This is a genomic window from Modestobacter sp. SYSU DS0657 (genome assembly GCF_054050925.1).
Genome location: NZ_JBJHAG010000004.1, coordinates 120,934 through 139,610, shown reverse-complemented (window position 1 = coordinate 139,610; position 18,677 = coordinate 120,934). Strand labels below are relative to the sequence as shown.

Below are 18,677 nucleotides of genomic sequence, written 5' to 3'. Positions count from 1 at the left end.
CGAGGGCAACACAGCGAGGGCAACACAGCGAGGGCAACACAGCGAGGGCAACACAGCGAGGGCAACACAGCGACGTGCAGGGCGCGGGTCGACGCCCGCGGCCCAGGGGTTCCCCGGAGGCGGCCGGTTCACGCCCGACGAACCGGCCGCCGGCGTGGCGCGCCGCACCGGACGGCACGATGCCCCCCGTGGACGGCTCGGTGGTGGACCTCGGACCGGGGCTGGCGGTCGCCGTCGTCGCCCTGACGACGCTGGCCGCGGTCGCCGGGCGGCTCTCCGGCCTCGGCCAGGAGCGCCCGGTCCTGGTGGCGGCGGTGCGGGCGACCGCGCAGCTGGCGGCCGTCTCGGTGGTCCTGGTCGCCGTCGTCTCCTCGCTGTGGCTGTCGGCGGTGTTCGTGCTGCTCATGGTCGGTGTCGCCGGGGTGACCGCCGCCGGCCGGATCACCGGCCGCCCGCTGCGCTCCCCCGGCGCGGGTCCCCGGGTGCGCGCCACCGTCCTGGCGATCGTGGCCGGCGCGGCACCCGTCGTCGCCGTGGTGCTGGCCAGCGGCGCGGTACCGCTGCGCGGGGCGGCGGTGATCCCGGTCGCCGGCATCGTGATCGGCGGCGCGATGACCGCGACCTCGCTGGCCGGCCGCCGGCTGCGCGACGAGCTGGACCAGCGGCGCGGCGAGGTCGAGGCCGCGCTGTCGGTCGGGCTGCTCCCCCGGGACGCCGTCCTGGAGGTGGCCCGCCCGGTGGCCGCCACGGCGCTGGTGCCGGCGCTGGACCAGACCCGGACCGTCGGGCTGGTCACGCTGCCCGGCGCCTTCGTCGGCGTCCTCCTGGGCGGCGGGAGCGCCCTGGAGGCCGGTGCGGCCCAGCTGCTGGTGCTGGTCGGCCTGCTGGCTGCGGAGGCGATCGCCGTCTGGGTGACCACCGAACTGGTGGCCCGCGGCGACCTGCGCGAGTGAACCGGCGCTTCCAGGGAACTCACAGCCCACCACCAGCCCCGGCCCAGAGCCGGGACGCACAGTGGTGTCATCGCGGCGGGGAGGTCCTGCCGCGAGGTGGGAGGACCAGCAACGATGACTGAGCAGAACCGCCCGGCCGACGACACCGCGTCGGACCGCACCTCGACCGCCGGGGGGTCCAGCGGCGGCTGGCCGGCAGCGGCTCCGCAGGGTCCGACCACCCCGCAGACCGCCCCCGGTGCCCACTCGTCGGGCCAGCCGGCGAGCCAGGCCCCGGCCACCGGCTGGCAGGCGTCCGGCGCCCCGGCCACCGGCTGGCACACCCCGGCCGCCGGCACCGGCTTCGGGGCCGAGCGTCAGCAGACCCAGCAGTTCGCCGCCCCCGCCGGCAGCCACCGCCCCTGGCCACCGGCCGGCTGGGGCGCGCAGCACACCGCGCAGCAGCCTCCGTACGGCGGCCAGCCCGGCGCCCTGCCGCCGGCGTTCGCCCCGCCCGCCACGGCCAAGCCGGCCGGCCGCTGGAAGATGGGCCTGGCCGGCCTGGTCGCCGGCGCCCTGATCGGCGGCGGCGCCGGTGCCGGGGTGGCCACGCTGACCGACAACGGCGGGTCGTCCACGCCGGGCACGGCGAGCGCGCAGAGCGTCACGATCACCGACCCCGAGCGGGCGACGACGGCGACCGCCGCGGCGGCCAAGGCCGCGCCGAGCGTGGTGACCCTCTACGTGAGCTCCGGCTCCGGGTCGGGCTCCGGCTCGGGTGTGATCCTCACCGAGGACGGCTACGTGCTGACCAACAACCACGTGGTGTCCCTCGACGGCGCGGGCGGGAACGCGACGGTGCAGGTGCGCACCAGCGACGGCACGCTGTACGACGCCACGGTGGTCGGCACCGATCCGTCCTCGGACCTGGCCGTGGTGCGGCTGACCGACGCCAGCGGGCTCACGCCGGCCGGGTTCGCCGACTCCGACGAGGTGCAGGTCGGCGACCTCGCGGTGGCCATCGGCGCCCCGCTGGGGCTGTCCAACACGGTCACCGACGGCATCATCAGCGCGACCAACCGCGCCGTGCAGACCGGCTCGACCCAGGACGAGAACACCGTGATCGACGCGATCCAGACCGACGCGGCGATCAACCCCGGCAACTCCGGCGGCGCGCTGGTCGACGCCGCCGGCGAGGTGATCGGCATCAACACCGCGATCGCCACGGTCCCCTCCAGCGGCCTGCCCGGCCAGGACACGCAGAGCGGCAACATCGGCGTCGGCTTCGCCATCCCGTCGAACACCGCGCAGCGCATCGCGCAGCAGATCATCGAGACCGGTTCGGCCAGCCACGCGCTGCTGGGCGTCACGGCCCGCACCGCGGCCGCCAACGGCTCCCCCGTCGGCACCGGCGCCCAGCTGGTCGACGTCAACCCCGGCAGCCCGGCGGCCGACGCCGGACTCCGGTCCGGCGACGTGATCACCGCGGTGGGCAGGCGGGCGATCACCACCTCCACCGAGCTGACCGCGGCGATCCGCAGCGCGGAGCCCGGCGACACGGTCACCCTCACCGTGCGCCGCGGCGCGGACAGCCAGCAGGTCGACGTCACCCTCGACGAGACCAGCTGACCGCTCGCCCCCCGACCCGCAACGACAGGGACCCGCAGCCGCACCCCGCGGCTGCGGGGTCCTCGTCGTTGCTCCTAGGCTCGTGCGGGTGCCGGGCCCGCAGCAGTCACCGTCCCTGGCCGTTCCCCTCGCCGGAGCGCTCGACGACCCGCAGCGGGCCGCCGACCTGCAGAAGATGAAGCGGCTGGCCACCGGGCTGTTCGGGCTCGCCGCCGCCGTGTTCCTGGCCTGCGTGCTGCTGGGCGAGGACGCCGGGGCGTGGGTCGGCTACGTGCGGGCGACCGCGGAGGCGTCGATGGTCGGCGCGCTCGCCGACTGGTTCGCGGTGACCGCCCTGTTCCGGCACCCGCTGCGGCTGCCGATCCCGCACACCGCGATCATCCCGCGCAAGAAGGACCAGATCGGCACCAGCCTGGGCACGTTCGTGCAGGAGAACTTCCTGACCCGGGCGGTGGTCGAGGAGCGGCTGGCCACCGTCGACGTCCCCGGCCGGCTCGGGGCCTTCCTGGCCTCCCCCGGCCGAGCGGAGCGGCTCGCCGGGGACGCCGGCGCCGCGCTGGGCGCGCTCACCGACCTGCTCAAGGACGACGAGCTGCAGCCGGCCGTCGCCGGCTTCGTCGACCGCAAGCTCCGGGAGACCCCTGCCGCCCCCGCCGTCGCGCGGGGCCTGGAGCTGATGGTCGACGGCGACCGGCACCAGGAGGTGCTGTCCGCGGCACTGACCGGGCTGGCGAACTTCCTGGCGGACAACCGGCTGGTGTTCCGCGCGCGGCTGGGCGACGCCTCCCCGGCCTGGGTGCCGGACTGGGTCGACGACCGGGTGTTCGACCGGGTGTTCGACCTGCTGCAGGGCTTCCTCGCCGAGGTCGGCGCCGACCCGCGGCACGAACTGCGGCGCAGCTACGACCAGCGACTGCGCGCCTACGTCCACCGGCTGCGCACCGACCCGGCCACGGCGGCCCGGGTGGAGCGGTTCAAGGAGGAGCTGCTCGACCACCCGGCGGTGCGCACCTGGTCGGGGTCGCTGTGGACGACGGCGAAGACCGCCGTGGTCACCGCCGCCGCCGACCCGGACTCCGAGCTGCGCGCCCGGGTGGTCGGCCTGATCCGCTCCGGCGCCGGGGTCCTGCAGACCGACCCGACGGTCCGGGAGCTGGTGCAGCGCCAGTCGGTGCGCGCGGCCGGCTACGTCGTCGAGCGCTTCGCCGGGGACGCCGCGGAGCTGGTCGGCAGCACGGTGGCCCGCTGGGACACCGAGGAGACCAGCCGCCGCATCGAGCTGCAGGTCGGCCGCGACCTGCAGTGGATCCGGGTCAACGGCACCGTCGTCGGCGGCCTGGCCGGGCTGGTCATCTACACGGTCGCCCAGCTGCTGGGCTGAAGGCTGTCCCTCGAGGTCTGCGATCTCGTGGCATCCCGACCGCGGACGCCACGAGATCGCAGCTCTCGGTGGGCCCCGGCGGTGCGGTCAGCCGCGGCGGGCGGTGGCCGCGGCGAACAGGGCGATGGAGGCGGCGACGCTGACGTTGAGCGACTCGGTGTCCCGGGTGATCGGGATGGACACCACGACGTCGCAGCGCTCGCGCACCAGCCGGGACAGCCCGGCGCCCTCGGCACCCACCACCAGGGCGACCGGGTCGGCCAGCCCGTCGTACTCGTGGATGCTCATGTCCCCGTCGGCGGCCAGGCCCACGGTCTGCAGGCCGGCGTCCTGGTAGGAGGCCAGGCTGCGGGCCAGGTTGGTCGCCCGGGCGACCCGCAACCGCGCCGCGGCACCGGCGCTGGTGCGCCAGGCCGAGCCGGTCATGCCGACGGCCCGGCGCTGCGGGATGACCACGCCGTGCGCGTCGAAGGCGGCCGCCGAGCGGATGATCGCCCCCAGGTTGCGCGGGTCGGTGACCCCGTCCAGCGCCACCAGCAGCGGCGGACGGCCGGAGTTCCGCGCGATGTCGAGCAGGTCGTCGGGGTGCGCGTAGTCGTAGGGCGGCACCATCAGGCCGATGCCCTGGTGCAGCGCCCCGTCGCTCATCCGGTCGAACTCGGCCCGGCCGACCTCCATCAACGGCAGGCCGCGGTCGGCGGCCAGCTGCACCGACTCGGCGATCCGCTCGTCGGTGGCCGCACCACCCCGGGCGTCGCCGGTGACCACGTAGAGCGCGGTCGCCGGGATCTGCGCGCGCAGGGCCTCCAGCACCGGGTTGCGGCCCAGCAGGAGCTCGGGGGCGTCCTCGTTGCGCTGGCGCGCGCGGGCTCGGTCGTCGCGCCGGGCAGCGACCGCCTGGGCCTTCTTGTAGGCCGGGTGGTGCGGTCGCGCCGCCGCCGGCGGGGTGGCGCCCCGGCCGGCCAGCGACCGGCGGTTCTTGCCCCCCGTGCCGGTCGTCGCGCCCTTCTTGCTCGCGCCGCTCGTGCGGCCGCGCCGCTGGCTGTTGCCGGCCATCAGGTCAGCTCCCATCGTGTGCCCTGGGGGGTGTCCTCGACCTGCACGCCCAGGGCGCCGAGCTGGTCACGGATGGCGTCGGCGGCCGCGTAGTCCTTGCGGGCGCGGGCCGCGCTGCGCTGCTCGAGCGCGAGGTGCACCAGGCCGTCGGTGACCTCGACCAGGCGCCGGTCACCGGCGTCGGCCCACTGCGGGTCGAGCGGGTCCAGGCCCAGCACGGCGAGCCCGCCGCGGACCGCACCGAGCAGCTCGGCGACCCGGTCGGCGTCGCCGTCGGCCAGGGCGCTGTTGCCGGCGCGCACCTGCTCGTGCAGGTGGGCGACGGCGGCGGGGGTGCCCAGGTCGTCGTCCATCGCGGCGGTGAACTCACCGGTGACGACCGGCTTGCCGGTGTCCGCCCCGACCCGCTCGGCCGCCTTGCGGACGAAGGACTCGACCCGCCGGTAGGCGACCCCGGCGTCGGCCAGCGCGGCGTCGGTGAACTCGATCGTCGACCGGTAGTGCGGGGCCACCAGGTAGTAGCGCAGCTCGACCGGGCGCACCCGCCGGACGACCTCGTCGACCAGCGCGGTGTTGCCCAGCGACTTGCTCATCTTCTCGCCGCCCATGGTCACCCAGGCGTTGTGCAGCCAGTACCGGGCGAACCCGTCACCGGCGGCCTGGGACTGGGCGCGCTCGTTCTCGTGGTGCGGGAAGCGCAGGTCGAGCCCGCCGCCGTGCACGTCGAACTCCGCACCCAGGTACTTCTCGGCCATCGCCGAGCACTCCAGGTGCCAGCCGGGTCGGCCGCGCCCCCAGGGCGTCGGCCAGGAGGCGGTGTCCGGCTCGCCGGGCTTGGCCGCCTTCCACAGCGCGAAGTCGCGGGGGTCGCGCTTGCGCTCGTCGGTGTCGGTGTCCGCGGCCGGCTGCAGGTCGCCCACCTTCTGCCCGGTCAGCTCGCCGTAGCCGGGGAAGGACCGGACGTCGAAGTAGACGTCGCCGTCGACGGCGTAGGCGTGCCCGCGCTCGACGAGCCGCTCGATGAGCTCGACCATCTCCGGCACGTGCCCGGTCGCCCGCGGCTCGTAGGTGGGCGGCAGGGTGCCCAGCACCTCGTAGGCGCGGGTGGCGGCCCGTTCGTTCTCGTAGGCCCAGGCCCACCACGGCACGCCGGCGGCGGCGGCCTTGGTGAGGATCTTGTCGTCCACGTCGGTGACGTTGCGGACGTAGGTGACCTGGTTGCCCTGGTGCTCCAGCCAGCGGCGCAGCACGTCGAAGGCGACGGCGAAGCGGATGTGGCCGATGTGCGGCGGGCCCTGCACGGTCAGGCCACAGACGTACATGGAAACCTGTCCCGCACGCAGGGGCGTGAAGTCGCGCACGGCACGCGCGGCCGTGTCGTACAGGCGGAGGCTCACCGCGCCGAGTCTACGGACCCCGTCTCCCCTGGTCCCGAGCGCACGACCAGCGCCGTCGCGACCGCCGCGCGGCCCTCGCCGCGCCCGGTCAGCCCCAGCCCGTCGGTGGTGGTGGCGGTGACGCTGACCGGCGCACCCAGGGCGGCGGAGAGCGCGGCCTCGGCCTCGGCGCGACGGGAGCCCACCTTCGGGGTGTTCCCGATCAGCTGCACGCTCGCGTTGCCGATCGCCCAGCCGGCCTCGGTGAGCACCGCGCGCACGTGCTCGAGCACGGCCACGCCCCGGGCGCCGGCCCAGCGCGGGTCGTCGGTGCCCAGCAGGCCGCCGATGTCGCCCAGACCCGCGGCCGAGAGGACGGCGTCGGTCAGCGCGTGGGCGACGACATCGCCGTCGGAGTGCCCGGCGCAGCCGTCGGCACCGGGCCACTCCAGCCCGGCCAGCCGGCACGGCCGGCCCGACTCGATCGGGTGGACGTCGGTGCCGATGCCGACGCGGGGCAGGTTCACGCACCCACCCGCAGCTCGGCTGTCTCCAGGTCGTGCGCGACGGTGATCTTCGCGGCCCGCTCGTCGCCGGCCACGGTGTGCACCGGGATGCCGGCGGCCCGCACCACGGAGGCGTCGTCGGTGAACTCCGCCGCCGCACCGTCCGCGGCGGCGTAGGCGGCCACCAGCGTCGCGCGGTCGAAGCCCTGCGGTGTCTGCACCCTGCGCAGCGACGGGCGCGGGACGTCGGCGGCGACCACCCCGTCGTCGTCGACCACGACCGTGGTGTCCACGACCGGGAGCACCGGGACGACGGCGCGGGCACCGGCGGCCAGCGCGGCCAGCACGCGGGCGACGACGTCGGGCGGGGTCAGCGGGCGGGCCGCGTCGTGCACCAGCACCGCGGCAGACCCCCGGTCGCCGGCGTGCCCGCGGGCGGCGGCCAGCGCGGCCCGCACCGAGGCGGTGCGGGTGCCGCCACCGACGACCACGTGCACGTCGGCGGGGAGGACGGCGGTGAAGGCGGCCTGCTGCGGGCCCGGGACGGCGACGACGACCTCGTCGACCCCGCCGGCGCGCAGCGCGTCGACCGCCCAGCAGACCAGCGGCCGGCCACCGAGCGGGACCAGCGCCTTCGGCAGTTCCGCCCCCAGACGCAGACCACTCCCGGCCGCTGCGACGATGCCGACAGCGTGCACGGGAGTGGTCTGGGTGTCTGCGGAACGCAGGTGGATCAGCTGCGCCCGATCAGGACGCGAGGACCTCGTCGAGCAGGACCTCGGCCTTGTCCTCGTTGGTGCCCTCGGCGAGCGCCAGCTCGCTGACCAGGATCTGGCGGGCCTTGGACAGCATCCGCTTCTCGCCGGCGGAGAGGCCCCGGTCCTTGTCGCGACGCCAGAGGTCGCGCACGACCTCGGCCACCTTGTTCACGTCACCGGAGGCCAGCTTCTCGAGGTTGGCCTTGTAGCGGCGCGACCAGTTGGTCGGCTCCTCGGTGTGCGGGGCCCGCAGGACCTCGAAGACCCGGTTGAGACCCTCCTGGCCGACGACGTCGCGAACGCCGACGATCTCGGCGTTGTCGGCCGGCACGCGGACGGTCAGGTCGCCCTGGGCGACCTTCAGCACGAGGTACGACTTCTCTACACCCTTGATGGTGCGCTGCTCGATCGCCTCGATGAGCGCCGCGCCGTGGTGCGGGTAGACAACGGTCTCGCCAACAGTGAAGCCCATGTGGATGTGACCCCTTTCGCTCGGCCCAGGTTACCACGGGAGAATGCGGTCGGGCTCGGCAGAGTGCGACAAAAGTGCAGGTCAGCGGCGTGATCGGGCTCAGTCAGGGGTTGACAGGGAGGTGGTCGGTGTGCAGTCGGACGACGTCGCGCGCCGGCCCGGCCCGCTCGTGACCGCCGCGGCGATGGCCCGCGCGACCCACCTCGGACCGGCGCTGGCGGTCACCACCGTGGCCGTGCTGCTGGCGCTGGCCGCCGGCGTCCCCGCCGGGCGGACCGTGCTGGTCGGGGCCGCGGTGCTGGCCGGGCAGGCGGCCATCGGCTGGTGCAACGACTGGCTGGACGCCGACCGGGACCGGGCCGTGGGCCGCACCGACAAGCCCGTCGTCCAGGGGCTGCTCACCCCTGCGCTGCTGCGCCGGGCGACGCTCGTCGCCGTCGCGGTCGCGGTCGGCGCGTCCCTGGCCCTGGGCGTCGTCCCCGGCCTGCTGCTGCTGGTGCTGCCCGCCAGCGGACTGGCCTACGACGCCGGGCTCAAGCGCACCGCCTGGTCGCCGCTGCCCTACCTCACCGGCTTCGGCGCGCTGCCCGCCGGCGTGGTCGCCGCCGCGCCCGGCACGCCGGTCGCCCCCTGGTGGCTGGTGGCCGCCGGCGCGGCACTCGGCGGCGCCGCGCACGTCGCCAACGTGGCCCCCGACGTCGACGACGACCTGGCCACCGGCGTCCGCGGCCTGCCGCACCGGCTCGGCCGGGCCCCCTCCGCGGTGGCCGGCGCGTTCCTGCTCGGTGCCGCCACCCTGCTGCTGGTGCTGGGGCCGGCCGGCGCGCCCTCCACCGCCGGGTGGCTGGCGTGCCTGGTGGCCGCCCCGGCCGTCGTCGTCGCGGCGCTGGCCGGCCGGCCGCGGGCCCAGCGGCTGGCCTTCCCCGCGGTGATGCTGCTGACCGTGCTCGACGTCGTCCTGCTGCTGGCCGGGGGGGCGTCGCTCACCTGAGCAGGAGGCAGAGCGGACCGGTGCCCGGCACTGAGCTGGGAAGTCGGCGTCCGGCGGGTCACCCCGGCCGGCTCCCCCGGTGCGCCTGCGCACGCCACGGACCTCACCTCCCAGCGGACACGGTGCGGGGACCGTTACGCTCAGCAGGACTCGTGCCACCGGCGTCCTCGGTGGCCGGCACGTCTCCTGGAGGTCGACGCTGTGAACCGCGCACCGCGCGTTGCCGTGATGGGCGCCCTGCTGCTCTCCCCGATCGCCCTCACCGCGTGCGGCACCGGCCAGGTCGCGCAGACGGCCGAGCAGGAGCGGGACCACGTCGGCACGATGGCCTCCGCCGGCGACCTGCGCCTCCGCGCCCTGAACCTGGCCTACCCGCCCGGCGGCACCTACTCCAGCGGGAGCGACGCCCGACTGGTGGGCGCCATCGCGAGCTCGGGCAACACCGAGGACACCCTGGTGTCGATCGAGGGCGACGCGTTCGACGGAGTCGAGGTGGCCGACCCCTCCGCCGCCGCGCCCGCCGCCGACGCCAGCGGCTCCGACGAGCTGGACCTCACCGTCCCGGCCCAGGGCATCCTGTTCCTGACCAGCGGCGACGGGCCCACGATCACCCTGACGGGCCTCGACGACGAGCTCGGGGTGGGCCAGCACATCGACGTCACCTTCGTCTTCGAGGAGGCCGGCGAGGTGACCGTCCCGGTCCCGGTCGACAATCCCCCCCGCGACCTGCCCCGCGGCGAGGCCTTCGACTGGCACCACGAGGAGGAAGGCAGCGGCAGCGGGAGCGGGACCGGGGGCGGGGGGAGCCACGCGTCCGATCCCGAGCCCGGGTCCGAGCCCACCGAGCCCGGGTCCGAGTCCTCCGAGTCCGCGGACGAGTGAGCCTCCGGCTCACCCGCTCCTCCCCCGTTCTGTCGTACCCCGCCACCACGATGGCGGAGTGCCTCCCTCCGGCGTGAAGTCCGCCCGCCCCGCCCACCGCTGCACCGAGTGCGGCCACGCCTCCGCCAAGTGGGTGGGCCGCTGCCCCGAGTGCCAGGCCTGGGGCACCCTGCAGGAGGTCGGCGCGATCGCCGCGCCGCTCCGGGCGGTCCCGGCCGGTCCGGTGAGCGCGAAGGCCCGGCCGATCGCCCAGGTCGAGCTCGCCGGCGCCCGCGCCGTGCCCACCGGCATCCCCGAGTTCGACCGGGTGCTCGGTGGCGGCCTGGTCCCCGGCGCGGTGCTGCTGGTCGCCGGCGAGCCCGGGGTCGGGAAGTCGACGCTGCTGCTCGAGGTCGCGCACCGGGTGGCCGCCGCGAACGGCCCCACGTTGGTCGTGTCGGGCGAGGAGTCCGCCGCCCAGGTGCGGCTGCGCGCCGAGCGGATCGACGCGCTGCACGACCAGCTCTACCTGGCCGCCGAGACCGAGCTGTCGGCCGTCCTCTCCCACGTGGAGGACGTGTCCCCCTCGCTCCTGGTCCTCGACAGCGTGCAGACCGTGCGCTCCCCGGCGGTCGACGGCACCGACGGCGGCGCCAGCCAGGTGCGGGCCGTGGCCAGCGCGCTGACCGCCGTCGCCAAGACCCGCGGGATGACCACCATCCTCGTCGGCCACGTGACCAAGGACGGCGCCATCGCCGGCCCCCGGGCCCTGGAGCACCTGGTCGACGTCGTCATCTCCTTCGACGGCGAACGGCACTCCACGCTGCGGATGATCCGGGCCACCAAGAACCGGTTCGGCCCGGCCGACGAGATCGGCTGCTTCGAGATCGGCGACGGCGGCGTGGTCGGCGTCCCCGACCCCTCCCACCTGTTCGTCTCCCGGCGCGCGGCCCCGGTACCGGGCAGCTGCGTGACGGTGACCATGGAGGGCAGCCGGCCGCTGCTGGCCGAGGTCCAGTCGCTGGTGGCGACCAGCGGTGGCGGCGGCTCGCCCCGGCGGGCGGTCAGCGGCCTGGACTCCCAGCGGGTCGCCATGGTCAACGCCGTCGTCGAGCGGCGGGGCGGCATCCGGCTCGGCGACGCCGACGTCTTCGCCGCCTCGGTGGGCGGCGTGCGGATCGCCGAGCCCGCCGCCGACCTCGCGCTGGCGCTGGCGATCGCCTCCGCCTCGAAGGACACCCCGCTCCCCGCCGGGCTCGTCGCCATCGGCGAGGTGGGCCTGTCCGGGGAGATCCGCCGGGTCGGCGGCACCGGCCGACGGCTGGCCGAGGCCGCCCGCCAGGGGTACACGGCGGCGCTGGTCCCGGTCGACTCCGGACCGGCCCCGCAGGGCATGCGCCTGATCGAGGTCGCCGACCTGGGCGGCGCGTTCGCGCGGCTGTGGTGACGCAGCGTGTCGAAGGCGCGGCCGGCCACCCGCGAGGGGGACCCGAGGTGACCGACCAGCAGGGGGAGCCGCGTAGGATCAGCGGCCGTACCGCCCGACCGTCAGGAGCGCTCGTGCCCCCCGCTGTGGACCCCGAGGCCGCGCTGCGGGAACTGCTCGGTCGGATCGCCCCGGGAACCGCGCTCCGGGACGGTCTGGAGCGGATCCTCGCCGGCCGCACCGGTGCCCTGATCGTCCTCGGCTACGACCGGGTGGTCGAGTCGCTGTGCACCGGCGGGTTCGCCCTCGACGTGGCCCTGTCGGCCACCCGGTTGCGCGAGCTCGCCAAGATGGACGGCGCGGTGATCGTCTCCTACGACGGCACCCGGATCGTGCGCGCCGGTGTGCACCTCATGCCCGATCCGACGATCCCCACCGAGGAATCGGGCACCCGGCACCGCACCGCCGAGCGGGTGGCCCTGCAGACCGGGTTCCCGGTGATCTCGGTCAGCCAGTCGATGCACATCATCTCCGTCTACGTCACCGGCCGCCGCTACATCCTCGAGCACCCGACGACGATCCTGGCCCGCGCCAACCAGGCGCTGAGCGCCCTGGAGCGGTACAAGCTGCGGCTCGACGAGGTCGCCAGCACGCTGTCGGCCCTGGAGATCGAGGACCTGGTCACCGTGCGCGACGCGATGAGCGTCAGCCAGCGGCTGGAGATGGTCCGCCGGATCGCCGACGAGATCGAGGGCTTCGTCATCGAGCTCGGCACCGACGGCCGCCTGCTGGCCCTGCAGCTGGACGAGATGCTCGCCGGCGTCGAGGAGGACCGCGGGCTGCTGGTCCGCGACTACCTGCCCAGCGGCCGGCGCGGCCGCACCGGCGAGGAGGTCCTGGCCGACCTGCGGGCGCTGTCCGCCACCGAGCTCCTCGACCTCTCCGCGGTGGCGCGCTGCTACGGGCTGCCCACCTCTCCCGACGCCCTCGACTCCCCGGTCAGCCCGCGCGGGTACCGCCTGCTGGCCCGGGTGCCGCGGCTGCCCGCCGGCATCATCGACCGGCTGGTCACCCACTTCGGCGGGCTGCAGAAGCTGCTGGCCGCGACCATCGAGGACCTGCTCGCCGTCGAGGGCGTCGGTGAGGCCCGCGCCCGCGGCATCCGCGAGGGGCTGTCCCGGCTCGCCGAGACCTCGATCCTCGACCGCTACTCCTAGGACCCCTGACAGGGATCCGCGCGACATCGCGATGGCCCCCTCGCAGGGGCCCGCCGCGAGCTCGCGAGCGGTGAGAGTCGAGGGGGTGCCTTTTCAGGTGAGGGTGAACCGGGCGTCCGGGCTGGTGCGCGTGTCCAGGCGCCCGCGGAGGACGTAGTCGCCCGGCGGAGGCGGCGTCCGCTCGGTGGCGCAGCCTGGGGTGCTGGTGAGCCCGCCCCACAGCACCGGGAAGACGACGGACTCCTCCGGCTGCAGCGTCCGGACGTCGTCGCTCTCCTCGGGGAAGCAGTCGTTGCTCCCCCAGAGCCGGTTCCCCGCGCCGTCGAGCAGCACGATCTCCTGCAGTTGCTTGTCCAGGGTGCGCACGCACGGCACCGCCGACACGTTGCTCACCACCAGGTCGAACGTGGGCTTGCTGCCGACCGGGGTGGTCGCCGGCCGGGGCTGGACCTCGACCGCGATCATCTCGTCGCTGCACCTGTCCCCGGGGGCCGGCCCGGTGGGCTCCGGCGGAGGTGTGCTGGCGGCGGGCGCTGTCGCCGTGGGTGGCGCCGTGGGTGAGGCGGTGGGCACCTCGACCGCGGCCAGCGAGGGGCTCACCTGGTCCAGCAGCGGCGGATCGACCGGTTCTCCGCTCACGGGCGCCTCCGCAGCGACCTCGGCGTCCTCGCTCGTGGCGGCCGCGACCGCCACCCAGCCGCCCCCGCCGAGCACCCCCACGGCGCACCCGAGCACGAGCAGCCGCCGCCGCCAGTAGACGGCGGCGGGCAGGGGGCCGACCGGGTGGAGCACACGGCGACGCTAGCCGCCCGTCCGCGCCGGTGGCCGCGCGCCACGCCCGGACCGCGCGGCCTCCGACCGCGCAGGTCGACCGACCTCACCGACCCGCGATCCAGCGGTGACGCTCCGTGGCGAACCGGTCCACCGCGTCGGCCACGAGGCAGACTGGGCGCTCGTGAGCGCTCTCCCCGGCACCGACCGGTCCGCCGCCGACGACGTCGAACCGGTCGGGGAGACGATCGTCGACTGGTACGCCCGGGCGGCACGCGACCTGCCCTGGCGGGCGCCGGGCACCGACCCGTGGGCGGTCCTGGTCAGCGAGGTGATGCTGCAGCAGACCCCGGTGGCGCGCGTGGAGCCGGTCTGGCGTGCGTGGCTGCGGCGCTGGCCCACCCCGGCCTCGCTGGCCGCGGAGAGCCCCGCGGAGGTCATCCGCGCGTGGGGGAAGCTGGGCTACCCCCGGCGGGCGCTGCGGCTGCGCGAGGCGGCAGTCGCCCTCACCCAGCGCCACGGCGGTCAGGTGCCGGCCGAGGTGGCCGAGCTGGAGGCCCTGCCCGGCGTCGGCACCTACACCGCCCGGGCGGTCAGCTGCTTCGGCCACGGCCGGCGGCAGCCCGTCGTCGACACCAACGTCCGCCGGGTCGTCGCCCGCCTGGTGCACGGCCGCGCCGAGGCGGCTCCGGCCCGCGCCTCGGACCTGACCGACATCGCCGCGCTGGCGCCGGTCGACGACGCCCGGGCGGTCCGCTTCTCGGTGGCGGTGATGGAGCTCGGTGCGCTGGTCTGCGTCGCCGGGACACCGCGCTGCCCCGCCTGCCCGGTGCGCGACCGCTGCGCCTGGCGGCTGGCCGGCTCCCCTGCGCACGACGGCCCGCCCCGCCGGGTGCAGAAGTTCGCCGGCACCGACCGGCAGGTGCGCGGCCGGCTGCTGGACGTGCTGCGCGCCGCGGAGGGACCGGTGGAGGCCGACGCGCTCGTGCCGGCCTGGGACGACGCCGTGCAGCGCTCCCGCTGCCTGGACTCGCTGCTGGTCGACGGCCTGGTCGAGCAGACCACCGACGGCCGGTTCTCCCTGCCCGCCTGAGCGCCCGCCGCTGCGGCGTCCGGGCTCACCGTGCGTGCTCCTGGCTCACCCCGGGAGCTGAGCCAGGAGCACGCCCGATCAGGTCAGCTGATCCCGGAGACGGGCCCCGGCACGACACAGGGGCCGCCTCCCGGATGGGAGACGGCCCCTGTGGTGGACCTACGGGTCGATCACTCGGCCTGCGCGGCCGCCGGACCCTCGTCGTCGCCGTCCGCACCGGAGAGCGCCACCGGCGGCGTGTCGGGCACGTCGATCGGCCTGGCCTCACCGCGGAAGGTGAAGGTCGACTTGGTCGGGTCCTCGGACTCGTCGACGTCGACCACCACGATCTGACCGCTGGTCAGCTCGCCGTAGAGGATCTTCTCCGACAGCGCGTCCTCGATCTCGCGCTGGATGGTCCGCCGCAGCGGGCGGGCACCCAGCACCGGGTCGAAGCCCCGGGCGGCGAGCAGCTTCTTCGCCGCCGGGGTGACCTCGATCGCCATGTCCTTGTTCTTCAGCTGCGTCTCCAGGCGGCCGAGCATCAGGTCCACGATGTGGACGATCTCGTCCTCGGTCAGCTGGTGGAACACGACGATGTCGTCGATGCGGTTGAGGAACTCCGGCCGGAAGTGCTGCTTGAGCTCCTCGTTGACCTTGAGCTTCATCCGCTCGTAGTTGCTCTGGTTGTCGTTCCCGGCCTGGAAGCCGAGGCCGACGGCCTTGGAGATGTCCCGCGTCCCGAGGTTGGTGGTCAGGATCAGGATCGTGTTCTTGAAGTCCACGATCCGGCCCTGGCCGTCGGTCAGCCGGCCGTCCTCCAGCACCTGGAGCAGCGTGTTGAAGACATCGGCGTGCGCCTTCTCGATCTCGTCGAAGAGGACCACCGAGAACGGCTTGCGCCGCACCTTCTCGGTCAGCTGGCCACCCTCGTCGTAACCGACGTAGCCGGGAGGCGCACCGACGAGCCGCGACACGGTGAACTTGTCGTGGAACTCGCCCATGTCGATCTGGATGAGGGCGTCGTCCTCGCCGAAGAGGAACTGCGCGAGCGCCTTGGCCAGCTCGGTCTTACCGACACCCGAGGGGCCGGCGAAGATGAACGAACCGCCGGGACGACGGGGGTCCTTCAGGCCCGCCCGCGTGCGCCGGATCGCCTGGCTGACGCTCTTGATGGCCTCTTCCTGGCCGATGATCCGCTTGTGGAGCTCGTCCTCCATGCGGAGCAGCCGGGAGGTCTCCTCCTCGGTGAGCTTGAAGACCGGGATGCCGGTCCAGTTGGCCAGCACCTCGGCGATCTGCTCGTCGTCGACCTCGGCGACGACGTCCATGTCGCCGGCCTTCCACGCCTTCTCCCGCTCGGCCTTCTCGCCCAGCAGCTGCTTCTCCTTGTCGCGGAGAGAGGCCGCCTTCTCGAAGTCCTGCGCGTCGATCGCCGACTCCTTCTCGCGGCGGACGCCGGCGATCCGGTCGTCGAACTCGCGCAGGTCCGGCGGAGCGGTCATCCGCTTGATCCGCATCCGGGCACCGGCCTCGTCGATCAGGTCGATCGCCTTGTCCGGCAGGAAGCGGTCGGAGATGTACCGGTCGGCCAGCGTCGCCGCGGCCACGAGGGCGCTGTCGGTGATGCTGATCCGGTGGTGCGCCTCGTAGCGGTCGCGCAGGCCCTTGAGGATCTCCACCGTGTGGGCGAGGGTCGGCTCGCTGACCTGGATGGGCTGGAAGCGGCGCTCGAGCGCGGCGTCCTTCTCCAGGTGCTTGCGGTACTCGTCCAGCGTGGTGGCGCCGATGGTCTGCAGCTCACCGCGGGCCAGCATCGGCTTGAGGATGCTGGCGGCGTCGATCGCGCCCTCGGCAGCGCCCGCCCCGACGAGGGTGTGGATCTCGTCGATGAACAGGATGATGTCGCCGCGGGTGCGGATCTCCTTGAGGACCTTCTTCAGCCGCTCCTCGAAGTCACCGCGGTAGCGGGAACCGGCGACCAGGGCGCCGAGGTCGAGGGTGTAGAGCTGCTTGTCCTTCAGCGTCTCGGGCACCTCGCCCTTGACGATGGCCTGGGCCAGCCCTTCGACGGCGGCGGTCTTGCCGACGCCGGGCTCACCGATCAGGACGGGGTTGTTCTTGGTCCGCCGCGACAGGACCTGCATGACCCGCTCGATCTCCTTGGCCCGCCCGATGACCGGGTCGAGCTTCGAGTCGCGGGCAGCCTGGGTCAGGTTGCGGCCGAACTGGTCGAGGACCAGCGAGGTCGACGGCGTGCCCTCGGCCGGGCCACCGGCGGCGGCCGGCTCCTTGCCCTGGTAGCCGGAGAGCAGCTGGATGACCTGCTGGCGGACACGGTTGAGGTCGGCGCCGAGCTTCACGAGGACCTGGGCGGCCACGCCCTCACCCTCGCGGATCAGGCCGAGCAGGATGTGCTCGGTGCCGATGTAGTTGTGGCCGAGCTGCAGCGCCTCGCGCAGGGACAGCTCGAGCACCTTCTTGGCGCGGGGGGTGAAGGGGATGTGCCCGGACGGGGCCTGCTGGCCCTGGCCGATGATCTCCTCCACCTGCTGCCGGACGCCCTCCAGCGAGATGCCGAGGGACTCGAGCGCCTTGGCAGCGACACCCTCACCCTCGTGGATCAGACCCAGGAGGATGTGCTCGGTGCCGATGTAGTTGTGGTTGAGCATCCGGGCCTCTTCCTGGGCCAGGACGACCACCCGACGGGCTCGGTCGGTGAACCGTTCGAACATCTGCTGTATCTCCCTCTGACCGGCTGGACCTGCTGTGCTCGTGTCCCCGGCAGGGGACGGTGGACACCCGACGTACGTCGGCGCGCTGGGGCACCGGTCGTTCCACTGTAGTTCGCACCGCCCGACCTGCGCCGAGACGAGGCCGTCGGACCTGATCGGGGGCTCGTGAGAGTCAACTGTCGTCCCACTGACGGTGTTCCGCCGCCCCCGTGCCGCCGTTACGCCGTCAGCGGACGCCCCCCAAGCGGACAGGAGCTCACCGTGATCCTCCCGAGGGTGCCGGACCCCCGACTGGTGACGGTCCGCCGCGGCGGGACCCTCACCGACGCCGACCACCACCTGCTCGCCCTGTGGGCGGCGTCGTGCGCAGAGCACGTGCTCCCGCTGTTCGAGGCGGCCCGGCCGGCGGACCCGCGACCGCGCCGGGCGATCGAGCACACCCGCGCCTGGGTGCGCGGCGAGGTCCCGATGATGCGGGCGCGCGCGGCGGGCGGACACGCCATGGGCGCGGCCCGGGACCTGACCGGGGCACCCCGGCACGCCGCGTACGCCGCCGGCCAGGCCGCGGCGGTGGCGCACGTGGCTGCGCACGACCTGGGGGCGGCCGCCTACGCGATCAAGGCCGCCCGAGCGGCTGCGCCGGAGGGCGAGGCGGAGGGGGCCGGGCGACGTGAGTGCCGGTGGCAGCGCGACCAGCTCCCGGAGGGGGTCCGTGCGCTGGTCCTCGACGACCAGCGGCTGCGCAACGACATCTGCTGGTCGGTGTTCGACTGCTGAGCGTCGCGGCGCCGTCCGGGCGCCGTGGCACGAGGGATCGCGTTCCCGACGCACCCGACGGGTGCTCCCGGGCGCAGCCGCCGGGCCCGGGAGAGACGTCGACGGCCCGGCTCCCTCGGTGGGGAGCCGGGCCGTGGCGACGTGCTGGAACGGCCCCCTCGCAGGCGCCGTCAGGTGGCCCCGTCCAGAGGCTCGCCCCGAGCTCGCGAGGGGTGAGGAGGACGGGGCCCTCTTTCAGTGAGCCGCTTCGAAGGCCTCGACGACGCTGGCCGGGATGCGGCCGCGGTCGCTGACCTCGTGACCGTTCTTGCGGGCCCAGTCGCGGATGGCGCCGGCCTGCTCGCGATCCATCCGGCCACCGCCACCGGTCGCCCGGGAACGCCCGGCACCGGAGGCCCGGGTGCCGCGGCTGCTCACCTTGCGCGCCGCCGAGACGTACTTGCCGAACACGTCGCGCATCTCCGCGGCGTTCTTCTCCGACAGGTCGATCTCGTACGTCGTCCCGTCGAGGGCGAAGGTCACCGTCTCGTCGGCGGGAATGCCGTCGTCGAGGTCGTCACTGAGGATCACCTGGACCTTGCGAGCCATTGTTGTTCCACTCCTGTTGCGTCAGCCCCCGTGGCCAGTGCAATTAGCCGACCCGGGGGTCGACCGGCACCATTGCACCACATTGCCCGCCATTTCCCTAATCCGCCCACGCATTTCACGCGGAAGCGT

At 74.6% G+C, this 18,677-nt stretch carries 17 protein-coding genes; 9 read left to right on the top strand and 8 right to left on the bottom strand.

What is annotated here, in order from left to right; all coding sequences use genetic code 11:
• Nucleotides 1–188: 188 nt before the first annotated feature.
• From ACI79A_RS04725 to ACI79A_RS04715, 3 genes are all read left to right on the top strand, one after another.
• The gene (locus ACI79A_RS04725; protein ID WP_457080446.1) at nt 189–953 is read left to right on the top strand and encodes an ABC transporter permease; all 765 of its coding nucleotides are present in this window, start codon (nt 189–191) and stop codon (nt 951–953) included.
• 114 nt (nt 954–1,067) lie between these two features.
• Nucleotides 1,068–2,561: a trypsin-like peptidase domain-containing protein gene (locus ACI79A_RS04720; protein ID WP_457080444.1), complete on the top strand. Its 1,494-nt coding sequence runs from the start codon at nt 1,068–1,070 to the stop codon at nt 2,559–2,561.
• An 88-nt stretch (nt 2,562–2,649) separates the two neighbouring features.
• A complete protein-coding gene (locus ACI79A_RS04715; protein ID WP_457080441.1) occupies nt 2,650–3,942 on the top strand; it encodes a DUF445 domain-containing protein in 1,293 nt (430 codons plus the stop codon).
• An 87-nt stretch (nt 3,943–4,029) separates the two neighbouring features.
• Here ACI79A_RS04715 and rlmB read toward each other — a convergent pair whose 3' ends face one another.
• From rlmB to ACI79A_RS04690, 5 genes are read right to left on the bottom strand one after another with little or no spacing between them, the layout of a single operon-like run.
• Entirely contained in the window at nt 4,030–4,998 is a 969-nt protein-coding gene (rlmB, locus tag ACI79A_RS04710) for a 23S rRNA (guanosine(2251)-2'-O)-methyltransferase RlmB (RefSeq protein ID WP_457080439.1), read from the bottom strand.
• Complete coding sequence (gene cysS, locus ACI79A_RS04705; RefSeq protein ID WP_457080437.1) at nt 4,998–6,395, bottom strand: cysteine--tRNA ligase; 1,398 nt, start codon at nt 6,393–6,395, stop codon at nt 4,998–5,000. The genes rlmB and cysS overlap by 1 nt, the downstream gene beginning before the upstream one ends.
• A complete protein-coding gene (ispF, locus tag ACI79A_RS04700) occupies nt 6,392–6,901 on the bottom strand; it encodes a 2-C-methyl-D-erythritol 2,4-cyclodiphosphate synthase (RefSeq protein WP_457080435.1) in 510 nt (169 codons plus the stop codon). The genes cysS and ispF overlap by 4 nt, the downstream gene beginning before the upstream one ends.
• The gene (ispD, locus tag ACI79A_RS04695) at nt 6,898–7,578 is read right to left on the bottom strand and encodes a 2-C-methyl-D-erythritol 4-phosphate cytidylyltransferase (protein WP_457080432.1); all 681 of its coding nucleotides are present in this window, start codon (nt 7,576–7,578) and stop codon (nt 6,898–6,900) included. The genes ispF and ispD overlap by 4 nt, the downstream gene beginning before the upstream one ends.
• Nucleotides 7,579–7,627: 49 nt before the next feature.
• On the bottom strand, nt 7,628–8,110 hold the full coding sequence (locus ACI79A_RS04690; RefSeq protein ID WP_153362320.1) for a CarD family transcriptional regulator: 483 nt from the start codon (nt 8,108–8,110) through the stop codon (nt 7,628–7,630).
• Nucleotides 8,111–8,240: 130 nt separating this feature from the next.
• Here ACI79A_RS04690 and ACI79A_RS04685 point away from each other — a divergent pair, with 130 nt between their 5' ends.
• The 4 genes from ACI79A_RS04685 to disA all read left to right on the top strand — a co-directional run bounded on the left by ACI79A_RS04685 (nt 8,241) and on the right by disA (nt 12,605).
• A complete protein-coding gene (locus ACI79A_RS04685; RefSeq protein WP_457080430.1) occupies nt 8,241–9,101 on the top strand; it encodes a UbiA family prenyltransferase in 861 nt (286 codons plus the stop codon).
• A gap of 201 nt (nt 9,102–9,302) precedes the next feature.
• Nucleotides 9,303–9,983 (top strand): copper chaperone PCu(A)C, encoded by a 681-nt coding sequence (locus ACI79A_RS04680; RefSeq protein WP_457080428.1) that lies wholly within the window; start codon nt 9,303–9,305, stop codon nt 9,981–9,983.
• A gap of 58 nt (nt 9,984–10,041) precedes the next feature.
• The gene (gene radA / locus ACI79A_RS04675) at nt 10,042–11,409 is read left to right on the top strand and encodes a DNA repair protein RadA (RefSeq protein ID WP_457080427.1); all 1,368 of its coding nucleotides are present in this window, start codon (nt 10,042–10,044) and stop codon (nt 11,407–11,409) included.
• Nucleotides 11,410–11,522: 113 nt separating this feature from the next.
• A complete protein-coding gene (disA, locus tag ACI79A_RS04670) occupies nt 11,523–12,605 on the top strand; it encodes a DNA integrity scanning diadenylate cyclase DisA (RefSeq protein ID WP_153362306.1) in 1,083 nt (360 codons plus the stop codon).
• A gap of 93 nt (nt 12,606–12,698) precedes the next feature.
• Here disA and ACI79A_RS04665 read toward each other — a convergent pair whose 3' ends face one another.
• On the bottom strand, nt 12,699–13,397 hold the full coding sequence (locus ACI79A_RS04665) for a MucR family transcriptional regulator (protein WP_457080424.1): 699 nt from the start codon (nt 13,395–13,397) through the stop codon (nt 12,699–12,701).
• A 163-nt stretch (nt 13,398–13,560) separates the two neighbouring features.
• Here ACI79A_RS04665 and ACI79A_RS04660 point away from each other — a divergent pair, with 163 nt between their 5' ends.
• Nucleotides 13,561–14,469, top strand: coding sequence for an A/G-specific adenine glycosylase (locus ACI79A_RS04660; protein WP_457080422.1), 909 nt, complete (start codon nt 13,561–13,563; stop codon nt 14,467–14,469).
• A 170-nt stretch (nt 14,470–14,639) separates the two neighbouring features.
• Here the strand turns inward: ACI79A_RS04660 and ACI79A_RS04655 are convergent, their stop codons facing one another.
• Entirely contained in the window at nt 14,640–17,183 is a 2,544-nt protein-coding gene (locus tag ACI79A_RS04655) for an ATP-dependent Clp protease ATP-binding subunit (protein WP_457080420.1), read from the bottom strand.
• A 276-nt stretch (nt 17,184–17,459) separates the two neighbouring features.
• Here ACI79A_RS04655 and ACI79A_RS04650 point away from each other — a divergent pair, with 276 nt between their 5' ends.
• On the top strand, nt 17,460–17,960 hold the full coding sequence (locus tag ACI79A_RS04650) for a putative immunity protein (RefSeq protein ID WP_457080418.1): 501 nt from the start codon (nt 17,460–17,462) through the stop codon (nt 17,958–17,960).
• Between the two features lie 234 nt (nt 17,961–18,194).
• Here the strand turns inward: ACI79A_RS04650 and ACI79A_RS04645 are convergent, their stop codons facing one another.
• Nucleotides 18,195–18,548 (bottom strand): histone-like nucleoid-structuring protein Lsr2, encoded by a 354-nt coding sequence (locus ACI79A_RS04645; RefSeq protein ID WP_457080415.1) that lies wholly within the window; start codon nt 18,546–18,548, stop codon nt 18,195–18,197.
• Between the last annotated feature and the right edge of the window lie 129 nt (nt 18,549–18,677).

Coding starts and splice junctions, on each gene's coding strand:
- ACI79A_RS04720 (WP_457080444.1), top strand. CDS start 1,068: ATGACTGAGCAGAACCGCCCGGCCGACGACACCGCGTCGGACCGCACC.
- rlmB (WP_457080439.1), bottom strand. CDS start 4,998: ATGGCCGGCAACAGCCAGCGGCGCGGCCGCACGAGCGGCGCGAGCAAG.
- ACI79A_RS04690 (WP_153362320.1), bottom strand. CDS start 8,110: ATGGGCTTCACTGTTGGCGAGACCGTTGTCTACCCGCACCACGGCGCG.
- ACI79A_RS04655 (WP_457080420.1), bottom strand. CDS start 17,183: ATGTTCGAACGGTTCACCGACCGAGCCCGTCGGGTGGTCGTCCTGGCC.
- ACI79A_RS04645 (WP_457080415.1), bottom strand. CDS start 18,548: ATGGCTCGCAAGGTCCAGGTGATCCTCAGTGACGACCTCGACGACGGC.